This is a genomic window from Flavobacterium sp. LPB0248, assembly GCF_013388355.1.
Classification (GTDB): Bacteria; Bacteroidota; Bacteroidia; order Flavobacteriales; family Flavobacteriaceae; genus Flavobacterium.
The window spans coordinates 1,268,050-1,285,633 of record NZ_CP058246.1; the positions used below are offsets into that span (position 1 = coordinate 1,268,050).

The following is a 17,584-nucleotide window of genomic DNA, read 5'->3' on the forward strand; positions in this document are numbered from 1 at the left end:
ATTTTTGGTTCTTGTTAAAATAAAGATTGAAATGCATAAAAATCAGCACTTACTATACTCTCTCCTATTTTTAATTTTCTTTGGATGGAAATCTGTTTCTCAGGAAAGCACAACGCATCCTAAAAATGAATTTAGAGGTGTCTGGATTGCAACAGTCGTAAACATTGACTGGCCACAAAAAGCAACAGACAACGTAGAAAAAGAAAAAGCTGATTATCTTGAAATTTTAGAAGCTTACAAAAAACTAAATTATAATGCTGTAATTGTTCAGATTAGAAGTGTTGGCGATGCTATTTATCCTTCTGAATTTGCGCCTTGGTCTAGATTTTTGACTGGAAAAGAAGGCTTGGCTCCAAACCCATATTACGACACTTTAGAGTGGATGATCGAACAAGCGCACAATCGCGGATTTGAATTTCACGCTTGGCTAAATCCGTATCGCGCTACTTTCGATTTAAATAAAAATCTTTTAAGTCCTGGACACGACTTTTTTAAACATCCTGAATGGATGATTGAATACGGTGGAAAATATTATTATAATCCTGCATTGCCAGAAGTTCAGGCGCATTTAACAAAAGTGGTAAAAGAAGTTGTAGACAAATATGATATCGACGCGATTCATTTTGACGATTATTTTTATCCTTACGCGGTTCCTGGAAAAGTATTTAACGATAGTGCATCTTACAAAAAATACGGAGCAGGTTTAAGCCTTTCTGATTGGCGCCGTGCAAATGTGAGCAACTTTGTACACGCTATTTCTACAACTATAAAAGAAAGCAAACCTTGGGTTCAATTCGGAATTAGTCCGTTTGGGGTTTGGCGAAACAAATCTCAGGATCCAAGAGGTTCTGAAACACAATCTACATCAAATTATGATGATCTGTACGCAGATCCGATGTTATGGATGGATCAAAATTGGATCGACTATATCTTGCCTCAATTGTATTGGAGCATGAACAATACAAGAGCTTCTTATTCTAAACTGGTAAAATGGTGGTCTGAAAATGCTAATCCTAATACTGCTATTTACATCGGACATGCAACATACAAAATTAGAGGTGATGGTGATAAAAGCTGGAATTATATGACCGAAATTCCAACTCAAATTGATTTTCTAAGAACTTTTAAAAATGTTTCCGGAAGTGCCTATTTCAGTTCAAAATGGTTTATGGGTAAAAATTTCGATGTAGTTCGTCATTTAGAAGAAAACCAATACAAATATCCTGCACTTCCTGCAGCAGTTCCTAATTTAAGACACGTAATTATTGATACGCCAAAAGTTTTGGAGTATAGCAAAGACAGCATTAAATATAATTTTACTTTCCAAAGTCCGCTAAATACAAAAGTTCGTTATATGGTGGTTTATGGAGGCGATCACGTTTCGAAAATTGACATTAACGACGCAACAAAAATCGTTGAAAAAGTAACTATAAAAGAAGTTGACGGAAAAATCACTTTTGCTATTGCAGCAGGAAAACTGAATCTTTACAAAGCCTGCGCTGTAACTTTTATTGATTATTATGCAAACGAAAGCACCCCAACTGCTATAGACCTAAAAAAGCCATTTAAAAACTATACCCCTAATCAACCAAATGAAAATAGATAACAAACCTTGGTTTTGGATTCCGCTTCTTAACTTCGCTTCTGGATTACCGTATGCCATAATTATTTCGGTTTCGGTAATTATGTACAAAAATCTAGGAATTTCTAACGAGGATATCGGTGTTTACACCAGTTTGTTATATCTCCCTTGGGTTATAAAACCACTTTGGAGCCCACTTATCGAACTTATTGGAACCAAAAGAAAATGGTTTCTACTAATGCAGCTCATAATTTCTATTGCTTTTTTGCTGGTCGGTTTTACTATTCCGCTCAACGGATTTTTCATAATGACATTGTCCATTTTCTGGGTTGCAGCTTTTGCATCAGCTTCTAATGATATTGCTAGTGATGGCTTTTATTTATTGGTTCTACCAGAAGACAAACAATCTTTCTTTATTGGAATCAGAAGTACTTTTTACAGACTTTCTATGCTTGCAGGAAACGGATTAGTAGTCCTTTTTGCAGGATATTTAGAACATAAATATGGAGACAATACAAAGGCTTGGTCTTACACTATGATTTGTGTTGGTTTATTAATGGCATTTATTACCGTTTACAATTTCATTTTTACACCAAAAAATGAAACAAATGCTGTAAAAAGCAATAAAGAAATACCAAATCAAAGTTTCGGAACCATATTTGTCAGCTTTTTTAAGAAAAAACAAATCGGATTAATTCTGACTTTTATTCTTGTTTTCAGATTAGGAGAATCACAATTGCTTAAAATGCTTAGTCCATTTTTATTAGATTCAAAAGAATTGGGCGGAATGGCATTGGATACCGAAGCTGTGGGAATAATTTATGGAACCTGTGGTGTTGCAGCATTAACTATTGGTGGTATTTTAGGAGGAATTGCAATTTCTAGGCATGGACTTACCAAATGGATGTTTCCCATGTTTTTAGCGATGCACTTACCAATTATCGGATTCATTTTACTGGCATTTTTTCACCCAACTTCAATTTATTATATTTATGCCGTCGTGATTGTAGAACAATTTGGTTACGGTTTTGGATTCACAGCATTTATGATGTATTTGATTCATGTGGCTGAGGGAGAATCAAAAACGGCACATTATGCACTTGCAACTGGTTTTATGGCATTAGGAATGATGCTTCCAGGAATGCTGAGCGGTTATATTCAGAAATATTTAGGCTATGATAACTTCTTTATATGGGTTCTTATAGCTACAATTCCAGGTCTTATTTTATCACGTTTTTTAACTTTCCCAAAAGATTTTGGGAAGAAATCTGAAGAAGTTTAACCCCCAAATCAAACTTTTACATATGGAAATCAATGAAAATTTGCAGGCCGAACGAAATCTGAAAGGAGCTGAGTTCGAAAAAACCGGAAATCTTGAAAAAGCTATTGAGCTGTATGAAGCAAATGCCAAAGAAGGTTTTAAAGGAAATCATCCTTATGACCGACTGGCAACAATCTACAAAAACCAAAATGATCTTGATAATGAAATCAGGATTTTAGAAAAAGCTATTTTAGTTTACGAAGAAATCACTCTCGTAGATCGCTTAGAAGGTTTACCAAAACTTTTCCGTTTCAAAAACCGATTGGAAAAAGCGCTTGAAACCAAAAAGCAATTGGCCAAACAGAAGAAAGCTAAATTAAAGTAAGCAAATAAGAATAATTGTGCCCTTTTTAGGAAGAACACAACTGATTTTAAAATCAAATTATACCATCATTCCAAATTATCTTTATTATAAAAAATGGATAATAAAGTTTGTATGAAAAAGCCTTTATAATAATGAAAATTACAGCCGAAGCATTACGCCAAAGAATAGGACAATTTTTCTTTCCTGCCGTTTTTATCAACGATACTGAAGAAAACATTCAAGAGACAGAACGTTTAATCAAAGAACATAATATTGGCGGATTGACCTTTTTCCATAGCCGTGCTAGCGCTGCAACCAATTACGAGAGCAAGAAAAAAGTAGTTTTCAACGATGATAGCTACGAAAAAATCAAAACTTTAATCGCTCGTTATCAAAAAGCCGCTTCTACTCCGCTTCTTATTAGCATTGATGCAGAATGGGGATTGGCAATGCGAATTGAAAAAACTCCTCAATATCCATATGCGATTACACTTGGCGCTTTGCCAGAAAACAAAGCCGATTTGGTTTACGAAGTTGGAAAACAAATTGGTTTAGATTTAAAAGCCGCTGGAATTCAGTATAATTTATCGCCTTTGGCAGACATTAATAACAATCCAAACAATCCGGTTATTGGTTATCGTTCTTTTGGAGAAGATAAAAATAAAGTTGCCGATTTTTCAATTGAATATCTAAAAGGAATGTCGGAAGTTGGCGTTTTAGGCTGTCTGAAACACTTTCCAGGACATGGAAATACCAATGTGGATTCACATTTAGGATTGCCTGTTTTAAAGGAAACTTTAGAAGAATTGATGGAAAACGAATTATATCCGTTCATTAAAGGAATTGAAAATAATGTCGATTCGATTATGATTGGACATTTGGCAGTTCCAAGTTTAAATGACGGAAAAGATACTTCTGCAACTTTATCAAAAGCTGTTATTCAAGATCTTTTGCGTGATAAATTAGGTTACGACGGTTTAGTAATTTCTGATGCTTTAAACATGCACAGCGTTTCTAAATTGTACGAAACCAAAGGTCAATTAGAATGGGAAGCTTTTAATGCAGGAAATGATATTTTATGTTTCGCCGAAAATGTTCCAGAAGGAATCGAAGCGATTTATAAAAATGCTTCTCCAGAACGTATTTTCGAAAGTTACAACCGAATCATGAAAGCAAAAGAAAAAGCTGGAATTCTTTCTGGAAGTACTGCTGTTTCTGGTGAATTGGATTTCAAAAAAACATCAAAAATAAACTTAGAAATTGCACAAAATGCCATTACTAAAATTATAGACAACTCAAGTGCTGAACTAGCTTTTGAAGCACAGAAAAACAATAAACTCGCTAAACTGAGTTTATATAAAAATACTGAAAATACATTTTTCAAGACGCTGAACTCAAAACTTGGTTCTCCAGAATTTGCTTTTGAAAGCCTCGAAGTTTCAGATATTTCATCAATCCAAAAAGAATTAGAAAATTTCGAAACGATTTTGATTTCATTATTTGTTCCAAAAGCAAAACCTCTAAATAATTTCGAAATTGATAACGAAGTTTTAAAACTACTTTCTGAATTATTGCAGACCAAAAAATGCATCGTATTTGTTTTCGGAAATCCGTATGCGTTGCCTTTAATTCCGAATCTGAAAAAGGCTTCAGGACTAATTCAGGCGTACCAAGATTTTGAAGAATTTCAAAAAACTGCAGCAATTCAATTTTTAGAAAAAAATAGTTCCTCAGGCGTGTTACCCGTAAATATTGACATTCAATAAGTTAAAAGTATAAATAGTCAAAATTTATCAACTTATAAGTTTTTATAATCACATCTTATTGTAAGAACCTGTACTTATGCCCTACTTTTGCACCAGAAATAAATATTTAACGTAAAACGAAAATTATGTCTTTAGTAGGAAAAAAATTCCCAAGTATTGCAGTAGATGCTATCTCAGAAATGGGTGACAATTTAAAAATCAACATTTTTGAAGAAGCAGTAAACAACAATAAAAAAGTACTTTTATTCTGGTATCCAAAAGATTTTACTTTTGTATGTCCAACTGAATTACACGCCTTTCAAGCTGCTTTACCTGAATTCGAAAAAAGAAATACTATCGTAATTGGCGCTTCTTGCGACACAAACGAAGTTCACTTTGCTTGGTTAAATACTCCAAAAAACAATGGTGGAATCGAAGGTGTTACTTACCCAATCTTAGCGGATACAAATCGTAACTTAGCTAACATTTTAGGTATTCTTGATATCGAATCTACAAGCTACAGCGAAGACACTGATTCAGTTATCATCGAAGGTTCAAACGTAACTTACAGAGCTACTTACCTAATTGACGAAACTGGAAAAATCTTCCACGAAAGTGTAAACGATATGCCATTAGGACGTAACGTAAACGAATACTTAAGAATGGTTGACGCTTACACACACATCCAAACTAAAGGTGAAGTTTGTCCAGCAAACTGGGAAGCTGGTAAAGAAGCTATGTCTGCAGACAGAATCAGTACTGCTGAATACTTAAGTGCAAACTAATTTTTAATTAGTTTCTAAGATACTAAGATGCTAAGGTTCTAAGATTTACTCTTAGGCCTTAGTAACTTAGAAATCTAATCCTCTCTCAAAAAATCTCAAAAAATTATAGTTGCTAAAATCCACAAAGGTTCAAAAACTCAGAACCTTAGAATCTTAGCACCTTAGAATCTCAAAAAATAAAACTTATGTTAATCGACTTAAACGAAGATACGTTAGCAGATTTAGTTGCTAAAAACGAAAAAGTAGTAGTACAATATTCAGCTTCATGGTGTGGAAATTGCCGTATTATGAAACCAAAATTCAAAAAATTAGCAACAGAAAATGAAGCTATCACTTTTGTTTTGGTTGATGCAGAAAACTCTCCAGAGTCTAGAAAATTAGCTAATGTGAGCAACTTGCCAACATTTGCCACTTTCGTAAACGGACAATTAGTTGGTGAAACGCAAACTAACAAACAAGAAGTTTTAATTGACTTAGTAAACGCTATTGTTTAATTTTAGATCGTTAGACTTACTTAGATTTTAGACAACTTAGATGTTGCAAAATTTATAGAAAGTCTAAGAAGTCTATTAAAGTCTAAAATCTAAGAAATCTAAACATGAAATTACCTGTAATTAAGCATTTAACACAATTCATCGAAGAAAACGATCAGGATTATATCATAGAAACGATCGAAGTTCTAGAAGCGATGACCGAAATTCCTTCTCTTAAAGACGAAGAATTAGATGTAATCGGTGAATTGATTTCGAATATGTATGGTGCCCTTGAAGTACAAAAATTAGTTGCTCAAGGAACAGATAAAAAAGAAGCTTTAAATACGTTCATGAAACGTGTATTAGGCTCAATCGATAAGTAAGTCGACCTCCTTCCCAAGAATAAATACAAAAACAAGACTGAGAAAGCGTTTCTAATTTAGGGACGCTTTTTTTTGTTTACAGTGGTCAGTTTTTAGTGGTCAGCGCGGTATTCAGTCGCAGTTTATCGATTTTTTTGTCAGGCTGAGCGAAGTCGAAGCCCACACAAGTAGCTCTACTAACAAAATCAAACCTTTGTCAAAGTTTTAAACTTTGACAAAGGTAAAATCACAATCGCACTAAATCTAAAATCTACCTTCTAAAATCTAAAATTATTTGATAAATTAGTGAATTCGTGGCCACCAAAAAACCATCCTTAATCTCTCCTTAAACCCTTAACAAATACTTTTAGATTAAAATATTAATCCTTACTTTTGAGCCTCATTAATTTTAAACAAAAATCATGGCATCTATCACATTAGGAGGAAATCCAGTTCATACATCAGGCGAATTACCAGCAGTTGGATCGCAATTAGCTGACTTCAAATTAGTACAAAACGATTTATCTGTTGCTTCATTAAGCAATTTCGCAGGTAAAAAATTAGTTTTAAACATCTTCCCTAGTGTTGATACAGGAACTTGCGCAACATCAGTTAGAACTTTCAATGCAAGTGCAAGCGGATTAGAAAACACTACAGTATTATGTATTTCTAGAGATTTACCTTTTGCTCAAAAACGTTTTTGTGGTGCTGAAGGTTTAGAAAATGTGGTAAACTTATCAGATTTTCAAACTGGTGCTTTTGGTAAAGCAAATGGATTAGAAATCGTTGACGGACCATTAACAGGTTTACACTCAAGAGCAATTATTGTTGTGGATGCTAACGGAAAAATCGTTCATACAGAACAAGTAGCAGAAATTGCAAACGAACCAAATTACGAAGCAGCTTTAGCAGCACTATAATATTTTCCTTTAAATGGAGTTTCAAAAAGACAATACTTTTGTTACAGGCCGTTTAAAAAGTATGACGTATGCTTTTAACGGGGCTGTAAAATTAATTAAAACAGAACACAGCATCATGGTTCAATTCTCTTTGGGAATTATCATGACCATTGCTGGATTCTATTTTCATATTTCTCAAACCGAATGGCTATGCCAGACATTTGCCATCGGTTTGGTTTTAAGCATTGAAGGATTAAATACGGCAGTAGAAAAAATTGCCGATTTTATCCATCCTGATTACAGCAAACGAATCGGATTTATTAAAGATATTGCTGCCGGAGCGGTATTTTTTGCCGCGATGACCGCAATTGCAATAGGTTTGATTATTTATATTCCAAAATTTATTTAGGCAAAGGAAAACGCAAGAATGGCAAAAAATAAAAAAGAAACTGTAGATAAAAAAAACGAAAAACAGGAAGGAGTTAAAAGATCATTTAAGATGTCTAAACAGCAAAGGTTTGTTTTAGGCTGTCTTTTGGTTCTTTTTTCTATTGCACTATTAGTCGCATTTATTTCTTTTTATGTAAACGGACAATGGCAGAATGACCAAAGTGTCGTAAATCAGCTTGGTGATCGTACTGAAGTTGCTGAAAACTGGCTCGGAAAATTCGGAGCTTATTTGGCCGATTTAATTATTTACAGAGGTTTCGGACTTGCGTCTTTTATTTTCGTACGTCTATTTTTCCTAACCGGAATGTTTTTGGCATTGGAACTTTCGACCCAAAAACTAAAAAACACATGGTTCTGGGATATTTTTGCCATTATTATCGTTTCTGTACTGTTTGGTTTCTTTGCCACTTCTGCACCAGAATTAGGTGGAACAATTGGTTACGAACTAAATCTATTTCTGCAAGATTATATCGGAAAAACAGGTACTTTGCTTACATTGCTTTTTGGTTTAATTATCTATCTGATTTTCAAAATCAAATTATCGCCAGAAAAAATTCAATCATACTTTGATTCTACTAAAAAAGAATTCAAATCAGAATTAGATACTTTAAAACCAGCGGTAAATCAACCTGAAAGTGCTTATAATTTAGAAGAATTTGCTATTAAAGAAGAGGTAGAAAGCGATCCTGAAATAGATGACATTCACATCAAAACAGTTGACACGCAATTCGAACTTAACAAAGAAGCTTTAAAGCCAACTATTTCTCATTCGTCTGAAATTGAATTAAATCCAGTTTTAAAGCCAATTACTCCAAAACAAGAACTTCCATTAGTTTCTCCTGATGAAGCTTTTGTAATTGAAAAAGCAGAGGAAGAAGATATTATCGAAGAAAACTTGGCTTCTCGCCTAGTTGCCGATTTCGGACTATTTGATCCAACTTTAGATTTATCCAATTACAAATTCCCAACCATTGATCTATTAAAAGAATATTCAACTGGAGGAATTACAATCAATCAGGAAGAATTAGAAGAAAATAAAAACAGAATTGTAGATACACTTCGTAACTACAAAATTGAAATTGCACAAATCAAAGCAACCGTTGGACCATCGGTTACTTTATATGAAATTGTGCCAGAAGCTGGTATCAGAATTTCTAAAATTAAGAGTTTAGAAGATGATATTGCTTTGTCATTATCAGCATTAGGAATTCGTATTATTGCACCAATTCCTGGAAAAGGTACTATCGGTATTGAGGTTCCGAACAAAAACCCTACTATGGTTTCTATGAAAAGCGTTATTGGAGCTGCAAAGTTCCAAGAGGCCGAAATGGAATTGCCAATTGCATTAGGAAAAACCATTTCAAACGAAACTTTTGTTGTCGATCTTGCAAAAATGCCTCACTTATTGATGGCTGGAGCAACTGGACAAGGAAAATCTGTTGGATTAAATGCCGTGTTAACTTCATTGTTATACAAAAAACATCCAGCAGAAGTAAAATTTGTTTTGGTCGATCCAAAAAAAGTAGAACTTACGCTTTTCAATAAAATTGAAAGACATTATTTAGCTAAACTTCCAGATACAGAAGATGCTATTATTACTGATAATGCAAAAGTTGTTAATACTTTAAATTCACTTTGTGTCGAAATGGACAATCGTTATTCTTTATTAAAAGATGCGATGGTTCGTAACATTAAAGAATACAACGAAAAATTCAAATCTAGAAAACTAAACCCAGAAGCTGGCCACCGATTTTTACCTTACATCGTTTTGGTTGTCGATGAGTTTGCCGATTTGATTATGACTGCAGGAAAAGAAGTCGAAGTTCCTATTGCACGTTTGGCTCAATTAGCCCGTGCTATTGGTATTCACTTGATTATTGCAACCCAAAGACCTTCTGTAAACGTTATTACAGGTTTAATTAAAGCCAATTTCCCTGCCAGAATAGCATTTAGAGTAACTTCTAAAATTGACTCTAGAACTATTTTGGACACTCAAGGTGCAGATCAGCTTATTGGACGCGGAGATTTATTATACACTAATGGAAACGACGTAATCCGTGTACAATGTGCTTTCATTGATACTCCAGAAGTAGAAAAAATTACAGATTTCATTGGCGGACAAAAAGCTTACGCTACAGCTTATTTGCTTCCAGAGTTTGTTGGAGAAGAAAGTGGCATTAATCTTGATATAGATATTTCCGAAAGAGATACTTTATTTAGAGAAGCGGCAGAGATTATTGTCAATGCACAGCAGGGTTCTGCTTCTTTATTGCAACGAAAATTAAAATTAGGATACAACAGAGCTGGTCGTTTGATCGATCAACTTGAGGCAGCAGGTATTGTTGGTCCGTTTGAAGGCAGTAAAGCACGCAGTGTAAACATCTTAGATTTAAATGCTCTTGATCAATTTTTTAATAATGAACAAAATTAATCCAATCATGAAAGCAAAAATTCAAGAAATCAACAACAATTCTATCACAAACATGACTAAAAAGTGTTTCCAAATGGCAATTATTTTGCTTTTGAGCTTCACTTCTATTCAGGCTCAAGATAAAAAAGCAAAAGATTTATTGAACGAAGTGACTTCTAAAATAAAAAGCTACGACAATATTGTTATCGATTTTAAATATTCTTTGAATAACGCCAAAGAAAACATCAATCAAGACAGTAAAGGAAATGTAACGATGAAAGGAAACCAATATGTTTTGAATTTCATGGGCGTTACTAAAATTTTTGACGGTCAGAAAACCTACACTATTGTTCCTGAAGACGAAGAAGTTACTATTTCTAAAGTAAACGAGAAAGATGATAATGCAATCACTCCTTCAAAAATGCTTACTTTCTTTAATTCTGGCTACAAATACAACATGGACATTGTTCAGAATGTAAAGGGAAGAAAAATTCAATATATCAAATTGGTTCCAACTAGCGGAAAAGACCAAAGAAAAGAAATTTTGTTAGGTGTTGACGTTCAGACAAAACACATCTACAATTTGATTGAAACTGGAAAAAACGGAACAAAAACAACTTTAACCGTTAATTCTTTTAAAACCAATCAGCCATTATCAAAAAATCAATTTACCTTTGTAGCGAGTAAATACCCGAAATACTACATCAATAAATTAGATTAATCAGAAGGTTGAAAATACTAGACAAATACTTATTAAAAACATTCTTACTTACATTTACTACGGTATTTGTAATCTTATTTTTCATATTCATACTTCAAACAGTATGGCTATTTATTTCAGAACTAGCAGGTAAAGATCTCGACTTAATATTGGTCGTGAAATTCCTGCTTTTTTCTATGCCACGAATTATTCCGTTAGTTTTACCACTTTCGGTTTTATTAGCTTCGATCATGACTTTCGGAAATCTTGCCGAAAATTATGAGTTCGCAGCCATGAAATCTTCTGGAATCTCACTGCAAAGAGCAATGAGAGTACTGATTATTTTTATTTTCGTTTTAAGTATTGTTGCCTTTTGGTTTGCAAACAACGTCATTCCTTATGCCGAATATAAATTTGTTAATTTTAGAAAAAACATCGCTCAAGCAAAACCAGCTATGGCAATTGCCGAGGGTCAGTTTAACGATGTTGGCACTTATAACATTAAAGTAAACAAAAAAACCGGCGAAAACGGCAATCACTTGACTGGTGTAACTATTCATGAGAAAGCGAATAATATGGGTGAAAATAAAACCGTAATTAAAGCTAAAACCGGAGTATTAGTAAGTAATGAAAAATCCAGTATTTTAAAACTGGTTTTAAATGACGGTTATTACTACCAAGATGTTACTCCAAAAAAATATGAGGATCGTGCTAAAATGCCTTTTATAAAAGGAAAATTTAAGACACAGATCATCAATATCGATTTATCTGAGTTAAACAAAGTGGATGACAGCAAAGAAAGCATTGCAGGAACAAATGGAATGTTAAATGTTAACGAACTGCGCTATACTTTAGATTCTTTGAACAAAAATTTAGACAACGAAATTGTTTCTTTTTCTGAGAATATTAATCAGCGAGTTGGAATTAAAAAGTTCTCTTCAGACACTCAAAAAAACAAGAAGAAGCCGCTTCCGAATGATGTTTTATCTATTTATTCTAACAAAGATAAAGTTGATATTCTAAAGATGGCTGGAAGCAATATTACCAGCAATATTTATTCTATAGAAACGACACAGAAAGATTTAAAAGAAAAAGAGCGAGAAATCAACAAGCACTATAATGCATTATACGAAAAATTCGTTATTGCTTTTGCCTGTTTCTTAATGTTCTTTATCGGAGCTCCACTTGGAGCTATTATTAGAAAAGGAGGACTTGGACTTCCTATTGTATTTGCCGTTTTAATCTTTATTACTTTCCATTTCATCAATACATTCGGAAAAAGATTATCTCAAGAAGGCGGTATGACTCCATTTATGGGATCATGGATGTCATCTTTTGTCTTGTCGCCGCTTGCCATATTATTAACCTATCGCGCTACAAACGATAATGGTTTAATTAATTTTGATGCGATTACAACTCCAATTTCACAACTATTTCAGAAAATCTCTGAGCAGTTTTTACCTGCTCAAAAGCAAAAATAATTATGTCAACAACAAAAATACAACTGAATACCATTGAAGAAGCTATAGAAGATATTCGTCAAGGTAAAGTAATCATTGTAGTCGATGATGAGGATCGAGAAAATGAAGGTGATTTTTTAGCTGCTGCCGAAAAAGTTACTCCAGAAATGATCAACTTTATGGCTACTCACGGACGTGGTTTAATTTGTACACCGCTTACAGAAAGCCGATGCAAGGAGTTAGATCTTCGTGCTATGGTTACCAACAATACAGATCACATGGAAACTGCTTTTACGGTTTCTGTTGATTTAAAAGGTCAAGGGGTTACAACTGGAATTTCTGCAGCAGATAGATCAAAAACAGTTCAATCATTAGTTGATCCAAATACAAAACCTCACGACCTAGCCCGTCCTGGTCATATTTTTCCTTTAATTGCTAAACAAGGCGGTGTTTTAAGAAGAACAGGACATACGGAAGCAGCAATTGATTTTGCACGTCTTGCAGGATTTAAACCTGCTGGTGTAATCTGCGAAATCTTAAACGAAGACGGAACAATGTCACGTTTGCCAGAATTGATCAAAGTGGCAAAGAAATTTGATTTGAAATTAGTTTCTATTGAAGATTTGGTTGCTTATAGAATGCAGCATGATAGCTTAATCGTTAAAAAAGAAGATTTTGATATTGAGACTCGTTTCGGAACTTTCCGTTTAAGAGCGTACGAGCAAACTACCAACAAACAAATTCATATCGCTTTAACTAAAGGAACTTGGAATCTTGGTGAACCTATTTTGACAAGAATTCACTCTTCTCAGGTAAATAATGATTTATTAGGCACATTGACTAATAATGCTGAACAGCAATTGGATGACATGTTTAAAGTGATTAACGAGAACGGGAAAGGCGCTGTTATCTTTATTAATCAAGACATGACTGCAGTTAATCTTTTAAACAGAATTTCTGAGCTAAAATCATTACAAGCTAACGGAACTTTAAAAGCTCCAAAAGTAATTATTGACAGCAAAGATTACGGAATCGGAGCTCAAATTCTTCATGATTTAGATATTTCTAAAATTAGATTGGTTTCGAATACAGAGCAAACAAAACGAGTGGGTATGATTGGATACGGACTTGAAATTACAGAATATGTTAATTACTAATATGGGGACAGTAGAAGAAAGAATTCAAAAATCAGAAACCCGTATTTTTAAAGCGGTATTTCCGAGCACAACAAATCATTATGACACTTTATTTGGAGGAACTGCTCTTCATTTAATGGACGAAGTTGCTTTTATCTGTGCAACACGTTTCAGCCGTAAAAAAGTAGTTACAATTTCTACAGGACAAATTGACTTTAAAAAAGCGATTCCTGCGGGAACTTTAATCGAATTAGTAGCAAAAGTAGATAGCGTTGGAAGAACAAGCTGTAAAATTCATGTTGATATTTTTATGGAACAAATGTATTCTGAACTTCGCGAAACGGTAGTTTCAGGAACTTTTTCGTTTGTTGCTGTTGATGAACACAAAAAACCAACGCCAATTTTAGACGATTTAGACTAATTTTTTAAAAATAGCAATTTCGGAAATACTGATAATTAGACACTTGAAAATTATCTTAAAAAACTTTAAAAAAAAGTCCGAAAAAAGTTTTTATAACCGAAAAACCGTCTTATATTTGCACCCGCAATCAGATAATGATCGCGACATACTGGAGAAATGGCAGAGCGGTCGAATGCGGCAGTCTTGAAAACTGTTGACTGTAACAGGTCCGGGGGTTCGAATCCCTCTTTCTCCGCTGAAATTTAAAACCCTTAACTATGTTAAGGGTTTTTCTTTTTTACCATAATATACCTATGGAAATGTTTTAAATTTCCACTCTACATTCAATGCCTATTTTAAACTGACCTCTTCAATCCTAAAGCAATGTTGTTTTATAAAACAACATGCATAAAAACAATTATCTATTTCGCATTGCCTTAATTAATCTTGCATTACGTCTGTCGGCTCTAGAATTCTGAAGTGATATAACAGCCCATATTGCAGCAGGCAACCAGCCGATTAAAGTAAGCTGTAAAATTAAACAAAGTAGGGATGTCAAAATTTTACCTCTTAAAAGAAAGGAAATACACGGAAAAAATATTGCTATAAGAGTCATCATTTTTATTTGGTTTTAGCTATATGTCGCAAATCTTCAAATTTGTTACTTAAGATTCCATTCGCAGAGTAAAAACAACTGAATCTCTGGAAAAATTAAAATATTTCGCAAAGCAAACCAAAACCTCCAAATTTAGCTCTTTTCATTTTCGCCTCACTGTTAAACCTTTAGCTTTATCAGAGGTTTTCTTTTTTCTCAGACAATCATTTTCTTTGTAAATAGTTCCAAAAAAATTTTCACAATTCAAAAAACAACTTATCTTTGCACTCGCAATCAGAAAATGAGAGCAACATACTGGAGAAATGGCAGAGCGGTCGAATGCGGCAGTCTTGAAAACTGTTGACTGTAACAGGTCCGGGGGTTCGAATCCCTCTTTCTCCGCCAGATAAAGTTTCAAAAGAAACTTAAAAAGTAAAAGCCTTTAAATACGTGTATTTAAAGGCTTTTTTTATTGCTTTTAGCTTAGTTTTTATCAAAACAAAAGAGGGATTGAAAATACCAGTTAAAACAAAAAACGGATGAGTTAATACCTCATCCGTTTTTGTTTTTAATCACAAAGGAAACTGACCGCTCCTAATAATGCTGCAACTTCATTGTCATTTGAAATGGAAACCTCAACTTTAAAGTCAGATTCCTGAATTATTTTATTGAATGATGATAAAAATAAATCGCTTGCATTGGCAATTTTTCCGCCAATAATAATATGATCTGCTGTGAAGTTTCTTATCCACGGAATTACAACTGTCGCTAAGTCCTCTCCCATTCTTTCAAACACCTCAATTGCCTGCTGGTCTCCATTTTTTGCTAGATTATAAAGTTCTAAGCCATTATTGAGATCGCTACCGCTTAAAAATTTGTAATATGATAAAAGACCTCTAACCGAAACATAATCTTCTGCTATTCCGTTTTTATAAGGCAAATTGTAAATTTCGCCATCAGCTGGAACAGAATTACCCGAACTGATTGATGTTCCTTTATCAATAAAACAAGCTCCTAATCCAGTTCCTAATGTTACAGCCATTACTTTTTTAGAAAGATTCTCCTGTTGTTTAAAAACTTCACCTTTTCCAAAACAAACAGCGTCATTTTCAAAAAGAACTGGAAAATCTGCAGGAAAACCAAGAGTCTCCAAAAGCAATTCTCGAATGTTTAATCCGTAAAAATGTTCGTATTTAGACTGATCTTTAATCCAGCAAATTCCGTTTTTATAATCGAATGGTCCAGGCATGCAAATTGCGATTCCTGTAATATCTTTTATATTAGAATTTTCTATTGCGGTGCTGATTACTTTTTTCCAGATACTCATAACCTGATCTGCCGGCATATTTGAATCAAAAGATTCTTTACAAAGTGAAAAGTCAAGCACTTTCATTTCTGTTTTATCAATAACCGCAGCTGTAATATGCGTTCCTCCTATATCCAGCCCAATGGCATGTGATGTATTCATTTATGTTTATTTAGCTTTTTAGTACTAGATATTTTTGTCTTTTAAAATTTGAGGATAATGAATACTGGTGTGTACAATCATTTCGCCAAATAATGTATTCGCCCAAGCAAACCATTTACGGGTAAATTTATTCACATCGTCTTTGTGGAACGATTCGTGCATAAATCCTGTATCAGCATTGGTTTTGATTAAATTGCTGATACAAGCTTTTATTTCTTTTTCGTCTACACTTGTAATGGCTCTCAAAACAATACTCATTGGCCAGATCGTATCTACTCCTGTGTGCGGACCACCAATACCTTCTCCTGCTTTTCCTTTGTAGAAAAACGGATTATTCTCAGACAGCACCACTTTTCGTGTATTTAGGTACAAAGGATCATTTGGAGCAATAGCACCTAAATAAGGCAATGACAATAAAGATGGTACATTAGCGTCGTCCATCATGTGGAAACTGCCGTATCCGTTTACTTCAAAAGCAATAATTTTTCCGAATTTTGGGTGATTGATGATTCCGTGTTCATTAAGTCCTTTTTGAACTTCGTCTCTTAATTTTGTGGCTTTCGCAACCAAATCATTGTCTTTTAAAGCAGGTAAAGAGAAAATTTCAATTAAATAGCCCAATACTTCAATAGCAAACATATTACTCGGAATCAGATAACCAAACAAAGTAGAATCATCACTTGGCCTGAAAGTCGAAACAATTAATCCGCACGGTTTTACAGGATAACCATAACCGCCTAAAGGAACGCCATCTGTCGCCCAAGCCGTCTGACGCTGAAAACTATAAGGTCCTCCTTTACCATCCATTCGCTGCTGCTCTTTAAAAGTTTGCAGAATCAAAAGCATCGCTTCTTTCCATTTGGCATCAAATAAACTGATGTCTCCTGTTTCCTTCCAGTATCCGTGTGCTAATCGAACTGGGTAACACAAACTGTCAATTTCCCATTTTCTTTCATGGATTCCGGGCTGCATTTTAGTAAGGTCATTTTTCCATTCGCTTTCCTTCGTAAAATCTTTATAAAAAGCATTCGCATACGGATCTAACAGAATACATTTCGCTTGACGATTAATTACGCCTTTTACCAGTTCTGCCAGTTTCGGATCTTCTTTTACAAACGGAATATACGGCCAGATTTGCGCTGTACTGTCTCTAAGCCACATCGCGTCAATATCTCCTGTAATTACATACGTATCTGGTTTTCCGTCAATAATTTCAAAATCGACTGTTGTATCTAATGTGTTTGGAAAACAGTTTTCGAATATCCATGCCAATTCTGGATTTGCAATTTGTTTTTTAATGCGTACGATAGCAGCTTCAATTGCTTTGCTTGTAAATTTTCTTTCAGCAACAGGAGGTCTTTTAGAAACAAAATCTTTTAGCGGAAACTGAAAAGTATCTGAATTAAACCCAAAAGCTTCTGTTTGAAGTGCCAATAATCCTGCTGAAAAAATGCCTGCATTTCTTATAAATTTTCTACGTGACTGCATATATTT

17 protein-coding genes and 2 tRNA genes are annotated in these 17,584 nt (G+C 34.1%); 16 read left to right on the top strand and 3 right to left on the bottom strand.

Features of this window, described 5'->3' with window-relative positions:
* The first annotated feature begins 31 nt into the window (after positions 1 to 31).
* The 15 genes from LPB248_RS05310 to LPB248_RS05380 all read left to right on the top strand — a co-directional run bounded on the left by LPB248_RS05310 (position 32) and on the right by LPB248_RS05380 (position 14,283).
* On the top strand, positions 32 to 1,606 hold the full coding sequence (locus LPB248_RS05310) for a glycoside hydrolase family 10 protein (RefSeq protein ID WP_177210530.1): 1,575 nt from the start codon (positions 32 to 34) through the stop codon (positions 1,604 to 1,606).
* Positions 1,593 to 2,864, top strand: coding sequence for an MFS transporter (locus LPB248_RS05315; RefSeq protein WP_177210531.1), 1,272 nt, complete (start codon positions 1,593 to 1,595; stop codon positions 2,862 to 2,864). Before LPB248_RS05310 ends, LPB248_RS05315 begins: the two co-directional genes overlap by 14 nt.
* A 22-nt stretch (positions 2,865 to 2,886) precedes the next feature.
* Complete coding sequence (locus LPB248_RS05320; RefSeq protein ID WP_177210532.1) at positions 2,887 to 3,228, top strand: hypothetical protein; 342 nt, start codon at positions 2,887 to 2,889, stop codon at positions 3,226 to 3,228.
* Between the two features lie 131 nt (positions 3,229 to 3,359).
* Entirely contained in the window at positions 3,360 to 4,973 is a 1,614-nt protein-coding gene (locus tag LPB248_RS05325) for a glycoside hydrolase family 3 protein (protein ID WP_177210533.1), read from the top strand.
* Positions 4,974 to 5,098: 125 nt separating this feature from the next.
* Positions 5,099 to 5,737, top strand: a complete 639-nt coding sequence (locus LPB248_RS05330) for a peroxiredoxin (RefSeq protein ID WP_012024184.1) — start codon at positions 5,099 to 5,101, stop codon at positions 5,735 to 5,737.
* A 185-nt stretch (positions 5,738 to 5,922) separates the two neighbouring features.
* Entirely contained in the window at positions 5,923 to 6,231 is a 309-nt protein-coding gene (locus LPB248_RS05335) for a thioredoxin family protein (RefSeq protein WP_008462030.1), read from the top strand.
* Positions 6,232 to 6,335: 104 nt separating this feature from the next.
* Positions 6,336 to 6,593: a DUF6952 family protein gene (locus tag LPB248_RS05340; protein ID WP_008462029.1), complete on the top strand. Its 258-nt coding sequence runs from the start codon at positions 6,336 to 6,338 to the stop codon at positions 6,591 to 6,593.
* 401 nt (positions 6,594 to 6,994) lie between these two features.
* On the top strand, positions 6,995 to 7,492 hold the full coding sequence (tpx, locus tag LPB248_RS05345; RefSeq protein WP_177210534.1) for a thiol peroxidase: 498 nt from the start codon (positions 6,995 to 6,997) through the stop codon (positions 7,490 to 7,492).
* Between the two features lie 13 nt (positions 7,493 to 7,505).
* The gene (locus tag LPB248_RS05350; protein WP_177210535.1) at positions 7,506 to 7,880 is read left to right on the top strand and encodes a diacylglycerol kinase family protein; all 375 of its coding nucleotides are present in this window, start codon (positions 7,506 to 7,508) and stop codon (positions 7,878 to 7,880) included.
* 18 nt (positions 7,881 to 7,898) lie between these two features.
* Complete coding sequence (locus LPB248_RS05355; protein ID WP_177210536.1) at positions 7,899 to 10,352, top strand: DNA translocase FtsK; 2,454 nt, start codon at positions 7,899 to 7,901, stop codon at positions 10,350 to 10,352.
* Positions 10,353 to 10,359: 7 nt separating this feature from the next.
* Positions 10,360 to 11,052: a LolA family protein gene (locus LPB248_RS05360; RefSeq protein WP_111377989.1), complete on the top strand. Its 693-nt coding sequence runs from the start codon at positions 10,360 to 10,362 to the stop codon at positions 11,050 to 11,052.
* Positions 11,053 to 11,060: 8 nt separating this feature from the next.
* Positions 11,061 to 12,512 carry an LptF/LptG family permease gene (locus tag LPB248_RS05365; RefSeq protein ID WP_177210537.1) on the top strand — a complete coding sequence of 484 codons (1,452 nt, stop codon included), beginning with the start codon at positions 11,061 to 11,063 and terminating at the stop codon, positions 12,510 to 12,512.
* 2 nt (positions 12,513 to 12,514) lie between these two features.
* Complete coding sequence (gene ribB / locus LPB248_RS05370) at positions 12,515 to 13,648, top strand: 3,4-dihydroxy-2-butanone-4-phosphate synthase (protein WP_177210538.1); 1,134 nt, start codon at positions 12,515 to 12,517, stop codon at positions 13,646 to 13,648.
* 1 nt (position 13,649) lies between these two features.
* Positions 13,650 to 14,048 carry an acyl-CoA thioesterase gene (locus tag LPB248_RS05375; protein WP_095931760.1) on the top strand — a complete coding sequence of 133 codons (399 nt, stop codon included), beginning with the start codon at positions 13,650 to 13,652 and terminating at the stop codon, positions 14,046 to 14,048.
* Between the two features lie 150 nt (positions 14,049 to 14,198).
* Positions 14,199 to 14,283: transfer RNA gene (locus tag LPB248_RS05380), tRNA-Ser, on the top strand.
* Positions 14,284 to 14,445: 162 nt separating this feature from the next.
* Here the strand turns inward: LPB248_RS05380 and LPB248_RS05385 are convergent.
* The gene (locus LPB248_RS05385; protein ID WP_204251877.1) at positions 14,446 to 14,646 is read right to left on the bottom strand and encodes a YqaE/Pmp3 family membrane protein; all 201 of its coding nucleotides are present in this window, start codon (positions 14,644 to 14,646) and stop codon (positions 14,446 to 14,448) included.
* 293 nt (positions 14,647 to 14,939) lie between these two features.
* Here LPB248_RS05385 and LPB248_RS05390 point away from each other — a divergent pair.
* Positions 14,940 to 15,027, top strand: a tRNA-Ser gene (locus LPB248_RS05390).
* Positions 15,028 to 15,190: 163 nt separating this feature from the next.
* Here the strand turns inward: LPB248_RS05390 and LPB248_RS05395 are convergent.
* Positions 15,191 to 16,090, bottom strand: a complete 900-nt coding sequence (locus tag LPB248_RS05395) for an ROK family protein (RefSeq protein ID WP_177210539.1) — start codon at positions 16,088 to 16,090, stop codon at positions 15,191 to 15,193.
* 24 nt (positions 16,091 to 16,114) lie between these two features.
* The gene (locus LPB248_RS05400) at positions 16,115 to 17,578 is read right to left on the bottom strand and encodes a glycoside hydrolase family 125 protein (RefSeq protein ID WP_177210540.1); all 1,464 of its coding nucleotides are present in this window, start codon (positions 17,576 to 17,578) and stop codon (positions 16,115 to 16,117) included.
* Positions 17,579 to 17,584 lie beyond the last annotated feature (6 nt).

Bases quoted from the DNA above. Each gene is read 5' to 3' on its own strand.
- LPB248_RS05310 (WP_177210530.1), top strand. From the start codon at position 32: ATGCATAAAAATCAGCACTTACTATACTCTCTCCTATTTTTAATTTTC.
- LPB248_RS05315 (WP_177210531.1), top strand. From the start codon at position 1,593: ATGAAAATAGATAACAAACCTTGGTTTTGGATTCCGCTTCTTAACTTC.
- LPB248_RS05320 (WP_177210532.1), top strand. From the start codon at position 2,887: ATGGAAATCAATGAAAATTTGCAGGCCGAACGAAATCTGAAAGGAGCT.
- LPB248_RS05325 (WP_177210533.1), top strand. From the start codon at position 3,360: ATGAAAATTACAGCCGAAGCATTACGCCAAAGAATAGGACAATTTTTC.
- LPB248_RS05330 (WP_012024184.1), top strand. From the start codon at position 5,099: ATGTCTTTAGTAGGAAAAAAATTCCCAAGTATTGCAGTAGATGCTATC.
- LPB248_RS05335 (WP_008462030.1), top strand. From the start codon at position 5,923: ATGTTAATCGACTTAAACGAAGATACGTTAGCAGATTTAGTTGCTAAA.
- LPB248_RS05340 (WP_008462029.1), top strand. From the start codon at position 6,336: ATGAAATTACCTGTAATTAAGCATTTAACACAATTCATCGAAGAAAAC.
- tpx (WP_177210534.1), top strand. From the start codon at position 6,995: ATGGCATCTATCACATTAGGAGGAAATCCAGTTCATACATCAGGCGAA.
- LPB248_RS05350 (WP_177210535.1), top strand. From the start codon at position 7,506: ATGGAGTTTCAAAAAGACAATACTTTTGTTACAGGCCGTTTAAAAAGT.
- LPB248_RS05355 (WP_177210536.1), top strand. From the start codon at position 7,899: ATGGCAAAAAATAAAAAAGAAACTGTAGATAAAAAAAACGAAAAACAG.
- LPB248_RS05360 (WP_111377989.1), top strand. From the start codon at position 10,360: ATGAAAGCAAAAATTCAAGAAATCAACAACAATTCTATCACAAACATG.
- ribB (WP_177210538.1), top strand. From the start codon at position 12,515: ATGTCAACAACAAAAATACAACTGAATACCATTGAAGAAGCTATAGAA.
- LPB248_RS05375 (WP_095931760.1), top strand. From the start codon at position 13,650: ATGGGGACAGTAGAAGAAAGAATTCAAAAATCAGAAACCCGTATTTTT.
- LPB248_RS05385 (WP_204251877.1), bottom strand. From the start codon at position 14,646: ATGATGACTCTTATAGCAATATTTTTTCCGTGTATTTCCTTTCTTTTA.
- LPB248_RS05395 (WP_177210539.1), bottom strand. From the start codon at position 16,090: ATGAATACATCACATGCCATTGGGCTGGATATAGGAGGAACGCATATT.
- LPB248_RS05400 (WP_177210540.1), bottom strand. From the start codon at position 17,578: ATGCAGTCACGTAGAAAATTTATAAGAAATGCAGGCATTTTTTCAGCA.